Raw genomic sequence first — 19280 nt, 5'->3', positions numbered from 1 at the left:
CTATTTGCCAGATGAATAATCACTGATCAACAGATATCACGCTTTTTTTAGCATTCGTAACTTTAAACCACGTGAATTTAAAACGTCTATCGAGGAATACAGATGAAAAATCCATTAAAAACAATCAGGGAAACAAAACCCCTGGTACACCATATTACTAACTGGGTAACTATTTACGACTGCGCAAATATAACAAGAGCTTTTGGAGCTCTTCCTGTAATGGCGCATGCCTCTGAAGAATGCGCTGATATGACAAAGATCTCATCTGCACTTGTGCTGAATATAGGAACCCTGACTTCCGAAATCATAGATTCCATGATTCTTTCTGCTGCCGCTGCAAACGAAAAGAAAATCCCTGTGGTACTCGATGCAGTAGGAGTTGGGGCTACGAAATTCAGGGATGAGATGGCTGCAAAAATTCTTGGTTCGGTCCGTATTGATATAATCAAAGGAAATTATTCCGAGATCGCAAAACTCGCAGGCGAAAACGCTGAAACAAAAGGTGTTGAAGCAACCTCTATTAGTGCAGACCCTGAGAAAGTTGCAAAAGAATTCGCAAAATCCAGGTCTTCCGTCGTGGTAATGACAGGAAAAGAAGACATAATAAGTGACGGGAACAGGACATTTATTGTAAAGAACGGGCATGGGCTGATGGGCTCAATTGTCGGGACCGGGTGCATGGCTGCGTCAATAATCGGTTCGTTTGCTTCGGCCAATCCGGATTATTGTGATGCCGCCAAAGACGCTCTGGTCTATTTTGGAGTTGCAGGAGAACTTGCAGCTGAAAAGTCGATAGGACCTGGAAGTTTTAAGGTTAACCTCTATGACGAAGTGTTCAATCTGTCCGATGAAAAAGTAAGGGGCATGATGAAAGTCGAGGAACGGTGAACCTGAAAAATATTTCCTGAATAAACAAAAGACACAGGAAAGGGATAGGGCTTTCCAGCCTCAGTTTGACAGTTTCCACTAATTGATACTTTTTTTCCTTTCTTTTTTGTCCCAACTGGATTTGACGATTCTTTAAAATTTATTAAAATTTATTACATATTCTATATAATTCCATTCCTTTTTGTTACTAATAAGCTATTGATCCTATCAAAATTCGCAAAAATATAGTTTTTAACTCCATTTATCTTGAACTTGATTGTAAGTGTCAAATTCTTCAAGCTTTTTTTAATGAATTTTGTAGACGTATGTTTTATCTCCTCAAATTCATATCGCATCAGCGATATGAATAATTGGGCTATAAATCCAAGGATAATAGCTCCATAAATGCTATCGTCTGACCAGACTCTCAACGGCTTAATCTGGATTTCATTTTTCAACGAATGGAATATTTTCTCAATAGAATCCTTTTTTCTGTATGTTATCAATGCATCTTGAAGTGTCAAATCCCTGTTCGATTTCAGACAAAAAAATCCTTCTCTTCCGTTAATCAATGAAGCTTTCAGGAGTTCTATAGCTTCCTCATCACTAAGCTCTTCGAGCTTAGTTCTAAAACAGTAATCAATCTCAATCAACTCATTATTTATTCTGAATTTCTTAGGAAGCTTTTTGTTGTTTACTAAAGCCTTCTGAATCTCTTTTGCTTCCTTTAATTTCTTCAGAACAGCTCTTGCTTTTGCTTCTAACTGTCTTTTCTGTAAAGATTCAGAGAAATAGAAATACTTACTGCTGCTAGGCTTGACGATTTTTATCCCATATATACCTTTTTGGGAATCTATCAGTTCTGCTTTTTCCAGATCAAAGTTCTCGATTATTTTATCGTCACTTGTATTCAGTTTCATGGCAGTGAGATAGTCCATCTCAGCATCCTGTATACTCTTGAGATTATCAGTGGTGTTAGCTCCTTTATCAAAAATAATAAGAGAACCCTTTTTAAGTCTGCTTTTTACCTGGTTATAAGTGTCAGAGAAGTGCTCCAGGTCAAGAACGTTTCCTCGATTCACGGTAACACCAATAGGAATGTTAATGGGATTAGTTAATTCACTGATTCCAACGGTTATCTGCAGCTTATCAGGCCTGTGATCTCTACTATACCCGTATTTACCAAGGTTGGATTTAGTCCCGTAAAGAACTATACTCGTCCAATCAAGGTTTATATTTGTCTCTTCAAAATCGTAGACAGAAAACAGAGAATCAAGAATGTCAGAGAGGATTTCCTCTCTATTACGTCCTAAAAGTTCAAGAGTTCTGTAAAGAACTCTTTCATGAAACCTTTCAAGATTTAAGATATCAAGAATTTCTCCCTGATTTAACCATTTACCAGCTTCTTTGATACTAAAATTCTCAGTTAATTTGTAGCTTAACAATCCAATTAGTAAACTATTGAGATCAAGACCCCTGCTTTTATGTTTGCTAAAAATATCAAAGAAATTAAGCTTTTCATAAAAGAGTTGGACAGCAAGAATTGATCCGATAGGAACACTTATATTCTTGTTAGGAATTGTAGGAAACGCTCTCTGTTTTGTGATGTTCATTTGACCGAATTACACAAAATAGAGAGCACTTATTTTTATCTAACTGTCAAAGTCAGGTTCCAGAATAAAAGAAGTGAAGAGTACGATAAAAGTTTCCATAGTTGCTATCAGCGAAATAAACACAGAAAAATGCAGGAGCGTTGTTGAAAATGGGGCTGATAGCCCTGCTTTGCAATTTCTGCAGTAGTATACAGCGACGATGTAAGAAAGGAAACCAGAAAATTCATTAAATTCATTAATATTATTCGGAAATAAAAAACTCAAGTTGACCGTGATCTTAATGCTGCAAAAAATATTCTCAGATTGGATTACAATCTATTCGTAAAATCGATAGATGCCCCTCACTGAATGAGGGGAGTATTAACTCCTTTTCGTGTATTTTTACTTGCGGACTTTTTTCTTTTTTCTCGGAAAGGATCGCACATTATCGAACCGCCAGTAAACCGAAAAAGACTGTATACTCCCGAAGTGAAATTCTGAAAGAGAAATTAGGGCGTCTGAACTGTTAAACTTATCTTAATGAAATGCCTACCTGTTGCTCCTATCCAATTTCCAGGGCTCATCAAGAATATTGACGGTAACATTTTCTACCCCATCAATGCTCAGGACCTTTCTCTTTACCTGATCTTTAAGGTAATCAATCATGGGGCAGGCGGTTGTTGTTAATACAAGGTTTACGTCTACATTTTCCCCGTCCACAATAACTTCCTTGACCAGGCCCAGATTGACGATATCTACCCCTACTTCGGGGTCTATTACTTCTTTTAGCAGGGAATAGATTTGCTCATCTTTGTTAAGCCCGGTTTTTTCCGAGGTTTTCACGGAAATCTGTGCAGGCGTAGATAAGGTTCCTTCATGGGCTTGAAGACGTTCTTCCAACCTGCTCAACCGATCAAGCATCTGGCTTATCACAGTAAGTACTGGATCAGGCAGCTTATTATGGTCCAATTGCTCTGAAGGGGTGGATGGTTTTGGCGTGCCGGCAATTTTGGCAGGAACTCCGACCGCGGTAGCATTCGGAGGAACTGATCGAACTACAACCGAGCCTGCACCTATTTTTGCCCCTCTTCCTATCGTAATCGGTCCCAGCACGATTGCGCCTGAACCGAGAACAACGTCATTTTCAACAGTCGGATGGCGTTTTTTCCTCTCCAGGGCTGTACCTCCGAGCACAACTCCCATGTATATGAGGACATCATCCCCCACCTCAGCAGTTTCTCCAATCACCACACCTGATCCATGGTCAATAAAAACCCTCTCCCCGAGCTTTGCTCCCGGGTGGATCTCAATGCCCGTGAGTGCCCTCGAAATGTGAGATGTCAAACGGGCAAGAAAAAAGAAATCTTTATCCCAGAGAGAGTGTGCTATGCGGTGCATCCAGATAGCGTGCAGGCCTGGATAGCAACAGAGTACCTCGAGCGTGGACCTTGCTGCAGGGTCTTTTTTGAAAACTGTTCTTATGTCTTCCCTGATTCCCATTGAGATCTTCCGGTGTTAATTGTTAAATAAATTAGCCGGCAAATAGATTAGCTAAACAGATCAGTCAAACAGATCGGTGCTCAGATAGCGTTCTCCCGTATCCGGAAGGATGACAACGATTGTCTTTCCGTTCATCTCTTCTCTGGATGCTACCTGTAATGCCGCATATGCAGCCGCACCTGAAGATATTCCTGCAAGAATTCCTTCTTCTTTTGCGAGCCTTCTGGCTGTTGCAATGGCATCGTCTGCATTTACTTTGATTATTTCATCAACAAGGTCGAGTTGAAGTACATCAGGAATGAATCCTGCACCTATTCCCTGGATCCTGTGCGGTCCTGGCTTTCCGCCGCTGAGGACAGGAGACTCAGCAGGTTCGACAGCAAACGCCCTGAAATCAGGCTTCCTTTTTTTGAGAACACTGGCAATACCTGTTATTGTCCCTCCTGTCCCAACGCCTGCTACAAGCACGTCCGCTTTGCCATCCGTGTCCTTCCATATTTCCTCGGCAGTTGTTCTTATGTGAACTGCAGGATTTGCTGGATTCTGGAATTGCTGGGGTAGATAGTAAAAAGCGGGATCTTCTGCAGCCATCTGCTCTGCTCTGTTAACTGCACCTTTCATCCCTTCAGGCCCAGGTGTCAGGATGATTTCTGCACCCAGTGCCTTGAGCAGTTTTCTTCTTTCTACAGTCATCGTCTCGGGCATGACAAGGATGAGCTTGTAGCCCCGAGCAGCGCATACGCCTGCAAGTGCAATGCCGGTATTGCCGCTTGTTGGTTCAACAATAGTAGTGCCAGGTTTAATTTTCCCTTCACGTTCGGCTTCTTCGATCATTGCCAGTCCGATCCTGTCCTTTACACTTCCCATCGGGTTAAAGGATTCCAGTTTAACAAGCATATCTGCATGAAGACCTTTCGTTATTCGGTTCAGCCGGACAAGCGGTGTATTGCCTATTGTCCAGGTTATATCGGAATATATTCGCCCCGTACTTTTCACCTTTTCTTGCAGTTTATTTCTTTCCAGATTCTTTATATGTCAATTCCGTTCAAGCGTATTTTTAAACGGCCGATAGTGCATGTTTTTTTCATGCAGACCTACAGCCATCAGGGAATTTATCTCAAGTTCCTTGCTTTGAGAGAGTTTGAACTCTGCAATGCCATTCATGCAACATAATAGAATTTGCATAAAAATTCACAATTGTGAATTATGTTTATCTTAGGTTATCTTGGATATATAGTTATCGAGAAGCTTCTGGACTTAAAAGATTTTAAATTGGTCTGAAAACGATCTAGGAACCGTCAAAAAGAGACTTTAGAGAACATCTGGTCCAGGTTTCATTCTGTTGCTGTCTTACTCTTCAGGGCCGCAGGTGCTATTGCAGTTACTCTCAATTCCTCTTGCACTTGCACAAATCTTGCATACCCTTACCACAAAGTCGTCGGCTGTATTATCGATCAGGTCTTGAGCAAGTTTTTCGATCAATTCCTTTGTCTCGCCCTGGAACTCGATCCTGTATCCTCTTTTTCCCGAAATATACTGGGAAACTGCCGACGGGGCAATCCCCAGCAGCTTTGCGGAAGCCGCCTGCGACTGTCCTTTATTTACAAGTTCGATTGCAAGACTGGCCCTTATTGCGGGAACCAGATCCCACACAATCTTCTGACACGGAGTTTCCATAATTACCATCACTTTTTGAGATTTTACAATTGAGAACGAATATATCTTATATACATATATATTTATTATCATTAGCAAAAATAATAATAAGATTGCCACGCAAAGCAATATTTTAAAAAAACTGCCGGATTTTGAGGTTTCACTGTTTCATCAGGCCGTCATCTCAGATATTTTCAGGGATAAAACTTAAATAGTCCCAATTGTTATGATTATTCACAATTGTGAAGGTGTAAGTGTGATAGTGGAAAACAGGACCATTTACATGGATAACTCTGCTACAACTCCGGTAAGAAAAGAAGTTGTTGAAGAGATGCTTCCCTACCTGACAGAAAACTTCGGAAACCCTTCTTCTATCTATGATCCGGGAAAAGTCTCAAAACGTGCAATAGAAGAGGCAAGAAAAAAGGTTGCAGATGCCATCGGAGCTGAAGAGAATGAGATCTACTTCACATCCGGAGGTACCGAGTCCGATAACTGGGCATTAAAGGGAATAGCCTTTGCTAACAGGAACAAAGGAAAGCACATAATTACAAGCTCTATAGAACATCATGCCGTCCTTCATGCCTGTTCATGGCTTGAAGGGCAGGGGTTTGAGGTTACTTACCTTCCTGTTGACAAATATGGAATGGTAGCACCTGAGGATCTGAGAAATGCGATTAGAGACGACACCATACTCATTTCCATAATGCTTGCGAACAATGAAGTTGGGACGATTCAGCCTGTTGAGGAAATAGGAAAAATCGCAAAGGAGAAAAGGATTTATTTCCACACGGATGCAGTGCAGGCAATAGGGCACGTCCCCATAGACGTTCAAAAAATGAATATTGACCTTCTATCTCTTTCAGGGCATAAGTTCGGCGGTCCAAAGGGCTGCGGGGCGCTTTACATAAGAAAAAGTGTGAAAATCGAAGCTCTTTTTCACGGTGGGGCTCAGGAAAGAAAGCGCAGGGCAGGCACAGAAAATGTTCCGGCTATTGTTGGTCTCGGAAAAGCTATAGAACTTGCAACATGTGAGCTTGAAGAAGAGAATAAAACCCTCCTTGAAATGAGAGAACGCCTGATTGAAGGACTTCTGCAGGTTCCTAAAACCCATCTCAACGGGCATCCTACAGAAAGGCTTGCAAACAACGTGAACATTACATTTGAATTCATAGAAGGGGAGTCTCTTTTGCTGCTACTGAACGCAAAAGGAATTTTTGCATCTACTGGAAGTGCGTGTAACTCTACATCTCTTGAACCATCGCATGTGCTTACAGCCTGCGGAGTTCCACATGAAATCGTTCACGGCTCTCTGAGGTTGAGCCTTGGGAAAATGAATACTCAGGAAAATGTGGATAGGGTGCTTGAAGTCCTGCCTGAGATTGTTCAGAAGCTCAGGAATATGTCGCCATTGACTCCTCAGGAATACAGGAAGTTTTGAGCAAAAAAACCGGTTAGATAACCTGTTTTAGGAATCTGAATTTAGAAACCTCATAATTATAATCCAAAAAATACCGTGCAGGAGGACAATTCGTGGATTACAGCGTTAAAGTTATGGACCATTTTTCAAACCCCAGGAACATGGGCAGCATAGAGAACTGTGACGGAGTTGGAGAGGTCGGAAACGCAAAGTGCGGAGACATAATGAAGATATTCCTTAAAGTGGAAGAAGACAGGATTGTTGATGTAAAGTTCCAGACCTTTGGGTGCGGGGCTGCAATTGCATCAAGTAGCATGGCAACCGAACTTATAAAAGGAAAAACCCTGAAACAAGCCTGGCAGCTTTCAAATAAAGCAGTTGCAGAAGCACTTGATGGGCTCCCTCCGATCAAAATGCACTGTTCAATGCTTGCGGAAGAGGCAATTCATGAGGCAATCAATGATTATCTGAAGAAGAACGGACTTGAGCCATGGACAGAATAAACCGGTTTTTAAAACCATAAACCTGAGCTTGGGGAATACAGATGAAAAAGACTGAGACTGAAAAGTATATCCGGCAGATAATGTTGTTTGGGGAAGAAGGCCAGGAGAAACTGAAGAGAGCAACGGTATTCGTTGCTGGGACTGGAGGGCTTGGATCTCCGATTTCTACTTACCTTGCAATTGCAGGTGTCGGGAAAATAATCATTGCGGATTTTGACTGTGTAGAAAAAAGTAACCTTAACAGACAGTTTCTTCATCATGAAAGGGATCTCGGAAGAGAGAAAGTCATATCCGCAGAAGAAAAACTTCTTTCGATGAACCCCGACATAAAAGTAGAAACAATTAAAGAAAAGATCACGGACGAAAACGCAGACTTAATAGTTCCTTCCTGCGACCTGATTATAGATGCTCTGGACAATTTTGATACAAGGCACGTCCTGAACAGGCTTGCCGTGAAGAGAAAAATACCCCTTATCCATGGCGCAGTCGCAGGATACAGAGGTCAGGCAACAACAGTGATTCCGGGAAAAACTCCATGCCTTTGCTGTATTTTCCACTCCTTTAAAAAAGAAGTATTTCCGGTACTGGGAACAACACCTGGCGTAATAGGCTCAATTCAGGCAAATGAAGCAATTAAATACCTGACAGGGCAGGGTCAGCTCCTGGAAAACCGCCTTCTTTTATGGGATGGCTCTTCCTGCTCTTTCAGTGAAATAAGTATTAATAGAGCAGAAAATTGCCCTGTCTGCGGGATTATAGATAAGATGCAGACCAAAATTAATGGATAAGATTGAAAAACAGTTTTTTCGCAGGTTTATGCCTGTGATTTGAGGAATGAGTTTGTTATGGAAAATCAGTTAATTAAAGAAAAAATTAAAAGACTCAAAGAAGAACGAAATGCGATAATTCTCTCCCATTTTTACACGCGCAGAGAAGTGCAGGAAGTTGCGGATTTTGTCGGGGATTCTCTTTCCCTCTGTAAGGCGGCAGTGAATTCGAAAGCCGATGTTATAGTCTTTGCAGGCGTCCATTTCATGGCTGAGTCCGCATCTATCCTTTCCCCTGAAAAGTTAGTCTTTTTACCTGTCCCTGATGCAGGCTGCCCGATGGCAGATATGGTCACGGTAAAGGCTCTCAGGGAAGAAAAAGAAAAACACCCTGATGCAGCAGTCGTTTGCTATGTAAACAGCTCAGCTGCCGTAAAAGCTGAATCGGATATTTGCTGCACATCTGCAAATGCGGTAAATGTGGTAAATTCAATCGAAAATAGGGAAGTAATTTTTGTCCCGGACAAAAACCTCGGTGCATTCGTGTCCCTTCATACCGACAAAAAAATCCATCTCTGGCCCGGATTTTGTCATGTTCATGATAACATCAGCGAAGAAGACATAAGATATTTAAAGAACCTGCACCCTGACGCAGAATTTCTTGCACATCCTGAATGCAGGCCTGAAGTCCTGTGTCTTGCAGACCATATTCTAAGCACCACCGGAATAGTGAAACAGGTGGAAAAATCAGGCTCCAGAGAATTTATTATTGGGACTGAGAAAGAGCTTTTTGAAAAACTGAAAAGAAAGTACCCGGATAAGAAATTCTATCCCCCTTCAGAAAAAGCTCGCTGCTATAATATGAAAAAAATCACTCTCGAATCTATCCTGAACAGCCTTGAAAATATGGAATATGAGGTCAATGTTCCGGAACATGTAAGAGTGAAAGCAAAAAAGGCGCTTGACAGGATGATTGAGATCAGCGGAAGTTGAATTCAAGATGTAATGAGGGGTCCTTCTCTTATTTTTAAACCATTTTTCACTTCATCCAAAGGTGTTTAGCCTTTATTTTTATATCTTTTTGGCAGGGCTGCAAGGCAAGCCGGTTGGGTACTGATTATATCAGGACTTAATTGCGCTTGGTTGTGGCTGTTTTTTCAGTTGCTCTTTTCCACTGGACCAGTCGAATGTGCTGCGGAAAAAAGGTTATATCCTGACTTTGACAGTTATATAAAAATAAGTGCTCTCTGTTTTGTTTATTTGGTCAAATGAAAATTACAAAACAGAAAGCCTTCCCTACAATTCCTACCAAGAATATATGTGTTTCTATCGGATCTATCCTTGCCGTTCAACTCTTTTATGAAAAGCTTAATTTCTATGATATTTTTAGCAAACATAAAAGCAAAGGTCTTGATCTCAATAGTTTACTAATCGGTTTGTTAAGCTACAAATTAACTGAGAATTTTAGCATCAAAGAAGCTGGCAAATGGTTAAATCAGGAAGAGATTCTTGATATCTTAAACCTTGAACAGTTTCATGAAAGAGTTCTTTACAGAACTCTTGAACTGTTAGGACGTAACAGAGAGGAAATTCTCTCTGATATTCTGGATTCTCTGTTTGCGGCATACGATTTTGAAGAGACAGATATAAACTTGGATTGGACGAGTATAGTCCTTTACGGGACTAAATCTAACCTTGGTAAATACGGATATAGCAGAGATCACAGACCTGATAAGCTGCAGATAACCGTTGGAATTAGTGAATTAGCTGACCCCATTAACATTCCTATTGGAGTTACAGTGAAGAAAGGAAACGTTCTTGACCTTGAGCACTTCTCTGACACTTATAATCAGGTAAAAAGAAGACTTAAAAAAGGTTCTCTTATTGTTTTTGATAAAGGAGCTAATACCACAGAGAATATCAAGAGTATACAGAATGCTGAGATGGACTATCTCACTGCCATGAAACTGAATACGAGTGACGACAAAATAATAGAGAAATTTGATCTGGAAAGAGCAGAACTTATAGATCCTGAAAAAGGTATATATGGAATAAAAATCGTCAAGCCTAGAAGCATTAAGTATTTCTATTTCTCTGAATCTTTACAAAAAAGACAGTTGGAAGCAAGAGCAAGAGCTGTTATGAGGAAGTTGCAGGAAGCGAAAGAGATTCAGAAAGCCGTTATAAGAAACAAAAAGCTTCCTAAGAAATTCAGAATAAATAATGAATTGATTGAGATTGATTACTCTTTTAGAACTAAGCTCGAAGAGCTTAGTGACGAGGAAGCGATAGAACTCCTGAAAGCTTCATTGATTAACGGAAGAGAAGGATTTTTCTGCCTGAAATCGAACAGGAATTTGACACTTGAAGATGCATTGAAAATATACAGAAAAAAGGATTCGATTGAGAAAATATTCCATTCGTTGAAAAACGAAATTAATATCAAGCCATTAAGGGTATGGTCGGATGATTGCATTTATGGAGCTGTTATCCTTGGGTTTATAGCCCAATTATTCATATCGCATGAGCGATATGAATTTGAGGAGCTAAAACACACATCTACAAAATTCATTAAAAAAAGCTTGAAGAATTTGACACTTACAATCAAGTTCAAAATAAATGGAGTCAAAAACTATATTTTTGCGAATTTTGACCAAATCAATAGCTTGATAGTAGCAAAAAGGAATGCAATTACATAGCATGTGTAATAAATTTTTATAAATCATAAATAATTGTCAAATCCAGTTGGGACAAAAAAGAGGGGAAAAATAAAGTATCAATTAGTGGAAACTGTCAAACTTAGGTTATAGGGCAACTTCTTTGGCAAACAGGGAATAATAACTGATCAATGAGAAGGTCACCTTTTTATCATGTTATATTTTTCTCCTGTGAAGAGATAATTATTTATATTTAGATCACAATCGTGAAGATATAGTCACAATTGTGACCATATAAATAAGACAGACTTGTCAGAATGGCAGAGTGGTGATGCTTTCGGCTGCAACCCGGAATTATGTGAGTTCGATTTTCGCTTCTGACTTTTAAACAGTTTATAAAGGAAACCAGAGGAGATAGAGCAGGAACGTGAGAGAAGGGGAAATAGGGAAGCGTCAGGTCTCGATACAGATTAAACCTGAAGCCCTGTTTGCTCCTGAGGATATAAGGGAAATTTTTCGAATATGTTCTGGAGACAAGGTGAGATTGTGGACGAAAACGGAAATAAGAATAAGGAAAGAAGAATTTGGGATTCAAAGAGCCCTGTAATTCATTCCGCACCAGCAACCTGTAAGCGGCTGTTAAAGGAAGAACAGAGCACATGTGGTGAAACTGAAAGTTTTTTCAGGCTTTCCACGGGGATCGAAGGCGAGAATTACCTTACCTTTGACCTGAAGCAGGCACTTTCGGAGGTTTAATCATGGCAATTTCTTCCGGAAAATCTTCTTTTAAAAATCTTTTTTTGGGGAAAAAAGGTCAGAGTGTCGGGATAGTCCGCTCAATGAACTATAAAATCCCGGGTCCCTTTGACCTTGAAAGCGGAAAAAATCTTTCTGGTGTCAAGATAGAATACGAAATTTACGGAAAAATGAATGCCGACAAAAGCAATGTCATTCTGATATGTCATGCCCTGACCGGAGATGCTCATGCTGCCGGATTCCACCAGGGTGACAGAAAACCCGGCTGGTGGGACATTGTAATCGGTCCAAATAAGGCATTTGATACTGAAAAATACTGCGTAATCTGCTCAAACATCCTTGGAGGCTGCAAAGGTTCTACAGGTCCTTCTTCCATAGACCCTGAGACCGGAAAAGTTTACGGAATTTCCTTTCCTGTAATCACTATCAGAGATATGATTAATGCCCAGAAAAAACTAATCGAGTACCTTGGAATAAAGCAACTTTTTGCGGTTGCTGGCGGTTCTATGGGCGGAATGCAGGTGCTTCAGTGGACGGTCAGCTATCCCGAGATGGTGAAAAAAGCGATTGCAATAGCAACAACTGCATCCACAACCCCTCAACAAATCGCATTTGGAGCAATTGGCAGGAAAGCAATTACTGACGACCCTAAGTGGAACGGAGGGGACTATTATGGAAAAAAGATCCCATCCCAGGGCCTTGCACTTGCCCGCATGATAGGGCATATCACATACCTTAGCGATGCCTCAATGCAAAAAAAGTTCGGAAGGCTCCAGCAGGATTCGTATGTAGCAGGCACAAAAGATACGGCAAGCGCGAGTTTGTCTGAATTCTCCTCTGAGCTCTCCCACGAATTCGCTCCAAACTTCCAGGTTGAAAATTACCTGAACCATCAGGGAGATAATTTTACAAAGCGTTTTGATGCCAATTCATATCTCTACATTACAAAAGCAGTGGATTATTTTGACCTCTCAAAGAACGGCTCCCTTATAGAAGGCTTTTCCGGAGTTACTGCAAAATATCTTGTAATCTCAATATCCTCTGACTGGCTCTATCCTCCATACCAGTCTCAGGAGATCGTGTCGGCTCTTACTGCGAATGGAGTAGATGCCAGATATGAAGAAATCAGATCCCAATATGGGCATGACGCTTTCCTGCTTGAAGAGGGACAGTTGAGCTACCTGATAAGGAGCTTTCTTTCCGAAGTTCTCGTAAGCGATGTCATGAACCGGAACTTCTATACGGTCTCAAGAGACGAAACAATCGAGCACGCATCAAGGCTTATGGTAAAAGAATGCGTAAGCCACCTGCCTGTCATATCAGAGGAGGGAAAACTCGAAGGCATAGTCACATCCTGGGATATTACAAAAGCAGTAGCGTGTAAAATTAATGAGCTGGATGAAATCATATCACGAGATGTAAAATACGTCTATGAAGATGAAAGGATTGAACATGCATCTTCAATAATGGAGAAACATTCTATTTCCGCACTTCCTGTAATAGATTGCGAGCACCGTGTAATAGGTATTGTTACAAGTGAAAGTATAAGCGCCCTTATTGGAAAATTTAGTTAGACAAGAAAAACTGATTAGTCTTGAGGAAGAATTGCTAAGTACGGTAATGAATCTTATGCAGTCCAGATTTCAGTGAAAAATGAGAGGCAAAAATATAAAACTTTTAACTATCCCATCAAAGGTCAAGACAAACAAAAAGACTGAAAAAAGGAATAATTCGAAGCTAATCAACTTTTGACTCACTTGAAATTCTCCTCAATTTGGACTGCATTTAACTTAGAGGCTGTCTTAAAATTAAATACTCCTTTTTTCCTGCTTCTTCTTTAATGTCAAAACGATCTATAAGGCTTTCTTATTCCAGTGATTTATCCGGTCAAAAATGGGAATTAATTAAACCTCATTTTCCGGATCCAAGAAATAATAGAGGTAAAAATTGAGTTCATAGTTCTCGAGAAATACTAAACTCCATTTTCTATTTATTACTATTTTTGTGCTTGGCGAATGCTACCCCATGAATTTCCACCTTGGAAAACGATTTACCATTATTTCCGTCTTTGGCGACTTAATGGATTTTGGTGACGTGTAAATGCTGCACTCAGGACTGAACTGATAATTGCATATGGTAAAGAATCAGAGCCAAGTGCAGTGATTTGGATAGTCAGTCCGTTAAAACTACAGAAACTCAGGAATACGCTGTTATGATTCTGGCAAGAAAATCAAAGGAAGAAAACGCTACATATGGTGGACACAATATGACTACTTTTACTAGTTGTAGTTTATTTCCTTTTTTGTGGTGATATCATGTTATGAAATTCACAAAAACGAAGTCTGAAAAGCTATATACCATAACAATTCCGGAAAAGTATGTTCGTTGTGTTGGTTGGATAGATGTTGAGAATTTCTCTTTGTGTTCTGACAGGGAAAAGGGGGCTATAAGACTTACCTCAATAAGACAGAAGAACTGTTCTCGCAACTTTTGATTTTAACTTATTCCTTTTCTGACTTTTTTTAAAATATGTATATACGTACCCTTTTTGACTATTATGTACTTTCTACGTAGAATTTACACATATCCATAATGTCCGCTTCCGACAAGTAAAGGACATTTTTCAAGGATATTATTTTAAAATCGAAAGTGGTAATTTTTTACCACATTTAACGAATGGGTTGAATGTCCTATTCGGTCGTATAGTAGGATAAAACCTGAAGTTTACAAAAGTAGTAATCTTGTCAACTAAATAATTTGATTTTGTTTTAAACTGGCAAAAATCCCAGGTTTTGAGATCAAAAATTTAGGGTTTTGAGAGGTTTTGTTGACCAATCTTTAATACTGTCAACTAAACCAAACTGAAAAAAGGGACCTTTTTCATTCTTCTGGAGTTGGCTAAAAAGCAGGTAATTACTAATCAGGCAAATAATGAAACCACTAATAAAGCTATTAGTGGAAGTTAAGTCTTGTATTACATATATAAAAAGTATCTGAATGTAGCTAAAAAGATACATTTAAGTACAATAACAACCTAATATTATACTAGGAGTTTATACTTTTGAGTTCCATACAGATTGATAAAACAGGTAGGGTAATGGTCAGCATACCTGTGAAGTTAGCCAGATCTATGGGGATTGAGAAAGGGGATATAGCACACGTTATGAAAGGTGAAGCAGATAACGAAATTAAGATAATAATTGAGAAGTTAGAATAATTTTCAGTTAGGGGGGGTTTGAAATGACTACAAAGACAGAACTACTTGAAGTTATCAGGAAAAGATGCTTAGAATGTTGTAATGGATCATACCAGGAAGTTGAGAATTGTACAAGTGGTCCCAGTGCAGGACCTTTCAGCTCTTGTGCTCTCTGGGCTTACAGGCTGGGTAAGGACCCTGAACCCTCAGAGACTAGAAAGTTAGCAGGGGAAAAATTTGCACAGAGAAATAAGGCTAAGACAAGTGTTCAACCTGAACAAATCTGTTAAACTGAGAAGAAAAGTCCCAGTCTGTACCGGGACAAATCGAATCTAAAACGTCTTTTCAGAATTAGTACTTAGAGTTAGAAAGTCCTAAAGAAATACCCTTGCAGAGGGTGTAAAGGAGAGTTCAGCAGGTTTCAGGCAAAGAAAAGAGAGATGAAAATACCTGAAGGAATGTCTCTGATACTGAAAGGCATTTTGAAAAGGAAAGCAGGGAAGAAGGCAAAACAAAGCTAAAAAAACTAAAAATACACAGCAGACACTGTCGGTTGACATGTTGCCAGTTTGAAGAACAAATCAAAACGATACCAGTAGACAAATAGACAAACTTATCATTATAGGACTAAGTGTCGACAGAATAATTTCAGCCTCCCTTTACTGTTTTTGAAAAATTTGCTAGTTTATCTTAGATATAGTTAGACGTGCGTCTGTGCGAAGCAGACAGACAGACAGACAAATAGCCTGAATGTTAGCGTTTTTACTGTCTACACGTATCAGGTGACATAATTTTGAACTCGATGGAAGGCTTCATATGTAAATCATTCATATGTTCATTTTTCATAAGACCTATAATTTTAAAGACATATAATAAAGTGCACAAGGCTGGAAACCTGAAAAACCCATTCCACAATAATCATCTATGCCCTGAAAATACAGGCTTATGACAAAAAGCTGGGGTTATGCTTTGTCCCTAGCATCTCACAGGCAGGTCTACTATTTCCTGCCCTACCATAAATCAACCATTTGAAGCAGGGAGAACCAAAACCCTGCTTCAATACCTCAAACTTTTCTCTCTTCTGCTATGTTTCATTTCAGTTATCGCTTTTTTCTATTTTTAGAAAGAAAGGCAAACATAAAAGAAATCAGGTCTAACTATCTTCTATCATATGGGAGTCTCCCTGATGAAAGATAAATTTAAGTAAACTGTCTATTCAATCCTGTCCTGCAGCTTATAGACAGTCCTTATAAATAACTCTTTATAAACAACTCTTTGTGATTTACCAAGCGATCATCAGTGATTATCAGCAATCAGGACAAACCGATACTTGCAACTTTAGTACTGATGGGCTGAAACTGCCGGTTAATCCAGCGGACTGGGTTCAGGGCAATTTAAGAGCAAATTATGGTCAGTAAATAATAAAGTTCTGACTGATAACAAACATCTGACAGGTAATGTACCGTCTGAGAGGTAATGTACCAAATCTATTAAAGTATATTTAATATCTGTTACTGGGCATGTGTATACTGACTTGTATCAAATATCTAACGTACAAAATCCCTTTCCGGAAAAGCAAACACCTGCTTTTCAGACAAATAAAAGGACCTGATGCACGCCAAACAGTTTATTCAGTATTACTGTACTTAATTTAAGCTTTATTGTACCCCGGATAAGATAGTATATTTTTCTAAGTTGAGTATCGGAGTTGCGGCTTTGCAGTCCGAGATTTGTCTTGCCCGAGTTGCGCTTCGGGATAACATGAAATCTATGATTTCATGGGAGTTGCGATGTAATCGCAACAGTACGCCGTCCTTTTCGGTCGCTCCGCTTCCTCAAGAGGACTAATTTTTGGGTTGAGATACCCGAGTCCCGCCCCGGATATATGCAGTCCTTTTCACTCGTTTCGCTCGCTCAAGAGGAGTAATTTTTGAGTTAAAGGGTGAATAGCGCATGAAGACTAAAAGTTAATCAAGTTAAAATCATCTTTAATTCGCGGCATCATTCACTATATTGAGTAATTCCTGTCATTCTCGACAAAAGAGAGCGGGTTTTCTTGAGGAGAAAAAAGCAAATCCATCTGTAAAAAAACACAAAAAGCAGAGATTTAAGAAAAGAGCAGGATTAATTATCATTTGAAAAATGCTTTAATATTATTTCTAAAGTCTTTTATCATGGTACTTTTCTCGTGATTTTCTTCTTTTTGGCAGATGCCTTCAGACAGGCTGGCTGGATTTCTGGCATAAAGTGAATTAAAAATTGTTTTCCGGTTTAAGAGAGCATTTTTTACCTTTTCCTGTTCTGGCCCAGTATGTTACACTCGAAGGATGATAACTGCTATAACGGAACAGAAGACAGGGGATAAAATGGGGAGGGTTTTAATCCTCTCCTTAAAACGGTTGTAGAAATATAGCCTGAGTATAAAAGAACAAAAGTGCTTTTTGTTTCTACAGCGAATTAAATCATGCATTACAAGCAAACTTTTTAACGTTATATTAATGCCTTCTACAATACACTTTACAACGTTGTTTCATTACACGGCTTTATATTAATGTCTCCTTACTTTCTCAGAGTTTTCCACATTACGGCAATTTTCTCTATTTCAATATGCGTGTAACCCTCTTCTTTTATAGTCCATTTGAGGCTCAGGACTCCGTCATTGCATTCTGCTGCTATTCCTCTGTATGTTGTGTTTCCCCCGATGTCAATTTCTACTTCCTTGCCAAGGTAGTACTTTTCAATGAATTCCTGTTTCATGCTGATCAACTCCAATTTTTCACTCTTTGAATATGGTGAGACCTGTGTGGTGTTTACCCAGTATAGTTAGCATCAGGATGGTATATTATAACTTAAAAAACAGGGATTCTGAACTGTGTTCAGAATAGTAAGATAAAAAAGAGATAGAGGTTTATTTGAACCTCTTGATTAGCACCGGGGGCATTTTAAAACAAAATTCAGTCGGTCCTATGGCCTAAAGTCATTATTGGTTTCTTTCTGAACTGACCGAACTCTCTGAACCACCTGAGCCATCCGTATCACCCGAGCCGCCTGGAACGCCTGAACCGCCAGAATCCCCTGATCCGGAACCAGACAATTCATTTTCTTTCTGTTCCAATATGCTCTGCTCAGATGAATGTTGCTCTGGCTTGTTTAACTGTGTTCCCTGACCTGTTTCTGATTCCATTCCGGGTTCTATCTCCGGCACCGCTGGAGTTTTGTCAAAAAATGGGATGTCTGCATCGATAAACCAGATTTCAAGGAAACTCAGCAAATGATACTTTAGAAAAACTGAAAGTGGTACGCTTAACAACATCAGGGTTGCAAAGATAAACAGAAATTCTAACAGAACAAAAGGAATCAGAAGTAGCCAGTTAATGGGATCTGATACTACCATCGAGAAGAGGAAATAAAGAATCATATCAACGATAATGAAAACAACAGCTAAAGCAAGTATCAGCAGCCCGAAGAGGATCACTGCCAGGATGCCGACTCCTAATCCGAGAGCGAACCTGATGAACCAGTAGATCAGAACTTCCTGCCAGCTTTTCCTGAAGTTCCTGTAGACCATACGGAAAGCCGAAAGAATTCCTGTTTGCCTGTAAATGGAAATGGGGATTGCAAGGCTCAGGAAAGAGCCTATAATTGCCCCTATCAGGGCAAGAAAAATAATTACGCCAAAAATCCAGAAAAATCCACCTACAAGTGCAGGCACGGCAAAATCGGGGGAGTCTGATTGCAGGACAGGGATAAAAGGCAAAAAAGATAGCAAAAGAAGCACCAGGAAAATAATCCCAATAGCTAAACGTATCAGCAGGAGATTGAGACCTTTCCTCATGAATTTTCTAAAATATGCCCTAAGGTGCACCTCATTCTTTACCAGGGCTTCTACAAAGACAAACTCCATAGTACTGGAAATATAAGAAAAAACCAGGATGAAAAGAACAAATAAACCTATTATCGCGGCTATAATTGCGAGGGGTGATATGGACTCAATATAGCCAGATCCAAGCCCGGATATCCCGGAAGGCAGGTAAGGAATCTCTTCAGGTTCGATACTGGGAAGGTCATTTACGAAATCTTCGGAACCTGCCTGATAGTTGGACCCGGAACCTCCGTAATTGGATCCTATACCGCCAACAAAAAAGATGATAATTGCAAGTTTTACCCATTTCCAGAAATCAAAAGGCTCGAAAAGAGCTCTTCTTGTCCTTGAAAAAGCTCTATCTACCGCATCAATTGCATACCAAGTCATTTATACCAGCTCATGTTATAGAATTTTTTTCAGTAAATAAGGATTTATCTATATGATTTTTGTTCAGCAAATAAGGATTTATCTATATGACCTGGAATTTAAAGAGCATACTCA

Annotated in this window: 17 protein-coding genes and 1 pseudogene; 11 read left to right on the top strand and 7 right to left on the bottom strand. The window is 39.7% G+C overall.

Features of this window, described 5'->3' with window-relative positions:
- Positions 1 to 102: 102 nt before the first annotated feature.
- Complete coding sequence (gene thiM, locus RSJ42_RS06385; protein ID WP_048048153.1) at positions 103 to 888, top strand: hydroxyethylthiazole kinase; 786 nt, start codon at positions 103 to 105, stop codon at positions 886 to 888.
- Between the two features lie 161 nt (positions 889 to 1049).
- On the opposite strand, the gene RSJ42_RS06380 is transcribed toward thiM, so the two are convergent.
- The 5 genes from RSJ42_RS06380 to RSJ42_RS06360 form a co-directional block, all read right to left on the bottom strand.
- Positions 1050 to 2480 carry a transposase gene (locus RSJ42_RS06380; RefSeq protein ID WP_410508133.1) on the bottom strand — a complete coding sequence of 477 codons (1431 nt, stop codon included), beginning with the start codon at positions 2478 to 2480 and terminating at the stop codon, positions 1050 to 1052.
- A gap of 528 nt (positions 2481 to 3008) precedes the next feature.
- Positions 3009 to 3959, bottom strand: coding sequence for a serine O-acetyltransferase (gene cysE, locus RSJ42_RS06375; protein ID WP_048048152.1), 951 nt, complete (start codon positions 3957 to 3959; stop codon positions 3009 to 3011).
- 60 nt (positions 3960 to 4019) lie between these two features.
- The gene (gene cysK, locus RSJ42_RS06370; RefSeq protein WP_048048151.1) at positions 4020 to 4955 is read right to left on the bottom strand and encodes a cysteine synthase A; all 936 of its coding nucleotides are present in this window, start codon (positions 4953 to 4955) and stop codon (positions 4020 to 4022) included.
- A 39-nt stretch (positions 4956 to 4994) separates the two neighbouring features.
- Positions 4995 to 5123, bottom strand: coding sequence for a hypothetical protein (locus RSJ42_RS06365; protein ID WP_259637131.1), 129 nt, complete (start codon positions 5121 to 5123; stop codon positions 4995 to 4997).
- A gap of 186 nt (positions 5124 to 5309) precedes the next feature.
- On the bottom strand, positions 5310 to 5645 hold the full coding sequence (locus RSJ42_RS06360) for a transcriptional regulator (protein ID WP_310892338.1): 336 nt from the start codon (positions 5643 to 5645) through the stop codon (positions 5310 to 5312).
- Positions 5646 to 5841: 196 nt separating this feature from the next.
- On the opposite strand from RSJ42_RS06360, the gene nifS reads away from it, so the two are divergent.
- The 10 genes and pseudogenes from nifS (at position 5842) to RSJ42_RS06310 (ending at position 15204) form a co-directional block, all read left to right on the top strand.
- Entirely contained in the window at positions 5842 to 7056 is a 1215-nt protein-coding gene (nifS, locus tag RSJ42_RS06355; RefSeq protein WP_048048149.1) for a cysteine desulfurase NifS, read from the top strand.
- Positions 7057 to 7148: 92 nt separating this feature from the next.
- A complete protein-coding gene (gene nifU, locus RSJ42_RS06350) occupies positions 7149 to 7538 on the top strand; it encodes a Fe-S cluster assembly scaffold protein NifU (protein ID WP_048048148.1) in 390 nt (129 codons plus the stop codon).
- A 41-nt stretch (positions 7539 to 7579) separates the two neighbouring features.
- On the top strand, positions 7580 to 8326 hold the full coding sequence (locus RSJ42_RS06345; RefSeq protein WP_048048147.1) for a HesA/MoeB/ThiF family protein: 747 nt from the start codon (positions 7580 to 7582) through the stop codon (positions 8324 to 8326).
- A 57-nt stretch (positions 8327 to 8383) separates the two neighbouring features.
- Positions 8384 to 9298: a quinolinate synthase NadA gene (gene nadA, locus RSJ42_RS06340; RefSeq protein ID WP_048048146.1), complete on the top strand. Its 915-nt coding sequence runs from the start codon at positions 8384 to 8386 to the stop codon at positions 9296 to 9298.
- Positions 9299 to 9573: 275 nt separating this feature from the next.
- A complete protein-coding gene (locus RSJ42_RS06335) occupies positions 9574 to 11004 on the top strand; it encodes an IS4 family transposase (RefSeq protein ID WP_048048145.1) in 1431 nt (476 codons plus the stop codon).
- Positions 11005 to 11484: 480 nt separating this feature from the next.
- Complete coding sequence (locus RSJ42_RS06330; RefSeq protein ID WP_048048144.1) at positions 11485 to 11718, top strand: PLP-dependent transferase; 234 nt, start codon at positions 11485 to 11487, stop codon at positions 11716 to 11718.
- A gap of 2 nt (positions 11719 to 11720) precedes the next feature.
- Complete coding sequence (locus tag RSJ42_RS06325) at positions 11721 to 13292, top strand: homoserine O-acetyltransferase MetX (protein WP_048048143.1); 1572 nt, start codon at positions 11721 to 11723, stop codon at positions 13290 to 13292.
- A 266-nt stretch (positions 13293 to 13558) separates the two neighbouring features.
- Positions 13559 to 13971: pseudogene (locus tag RSJ42_RS06320) on the top strand (transposase); the annotation flags it as partial.
- A gap of 808 nt (positions 13972 to 14779) precedes the next feature.
- Positions 14780 to 14935, top strand: a complete 156-nt coding sequence (locus RSJ42_RS06315; protein ID WP_155400538.1) for a hypothetical protein — start codon at positions 14780 to 14782, stop codon at positions 14933 to 14935.
- Positions 14936 to 14958: 23 nt separating this feature from the next.
- Positions 14959 to 15204: a hypothetical protein gene (locus RSJ42_RS06310; RefSeq protein ID WP_048048142.1), complete on the top strand. Its 246-nt coding sequence runs from the start codon at positions 14959 to 14961 to the stop codon at positions 15202 to 15204.
- Positions 15205 to 17473: 2269 nt separating this feature from the next.
- Here the strand turns inward: RSJ42_RS06310 and RSJ42_RS06305 are convergent.
- Together RSJ42_RS06305 and RSJ42_RS06300 are read right to left on the bottom strand one after the other, a co-directional pair.
- On the bottom strand, positions 17474 to 17671 hold the full coding sequence (locus tag RSJ42_RS06305; protein ID WP_048139701.1) for an MM0924 family protein: 198 nt from the start codon (positions 17669 to 17671) through the stop codon (positions 17474 to 17476).
- 223 nt (positions 17672 to 17894) lie between these two features.
- Complete coding sequence (locus RSJ42_RS06300; protein WP_410509820.1) at positions 17895 to 19166, bottom strand: hypothetical protein; 1272 nt, start codon at positions 19164 to 19166, stop codon at positions 17895 to 17897.
- Positions 19167 to 19280: the final 114 nt, after the last annotated feature.

It is taken from the genome of Methanosarcina hadiensis (assembly GCF_046529725.1).
Taxonomy (GTDB): Archaea; Halobacteriota; Methanosarcinia; order Methanosarcinales; family Methanosarcinaceae; genus Methanosarcina; species Methanosarcina hadiensis.
The sequence above is the reverse complement of the archived record's forward strand: the minus strand, read 5'-3'. Positions and strand labels throughout refer to the sequence as shown.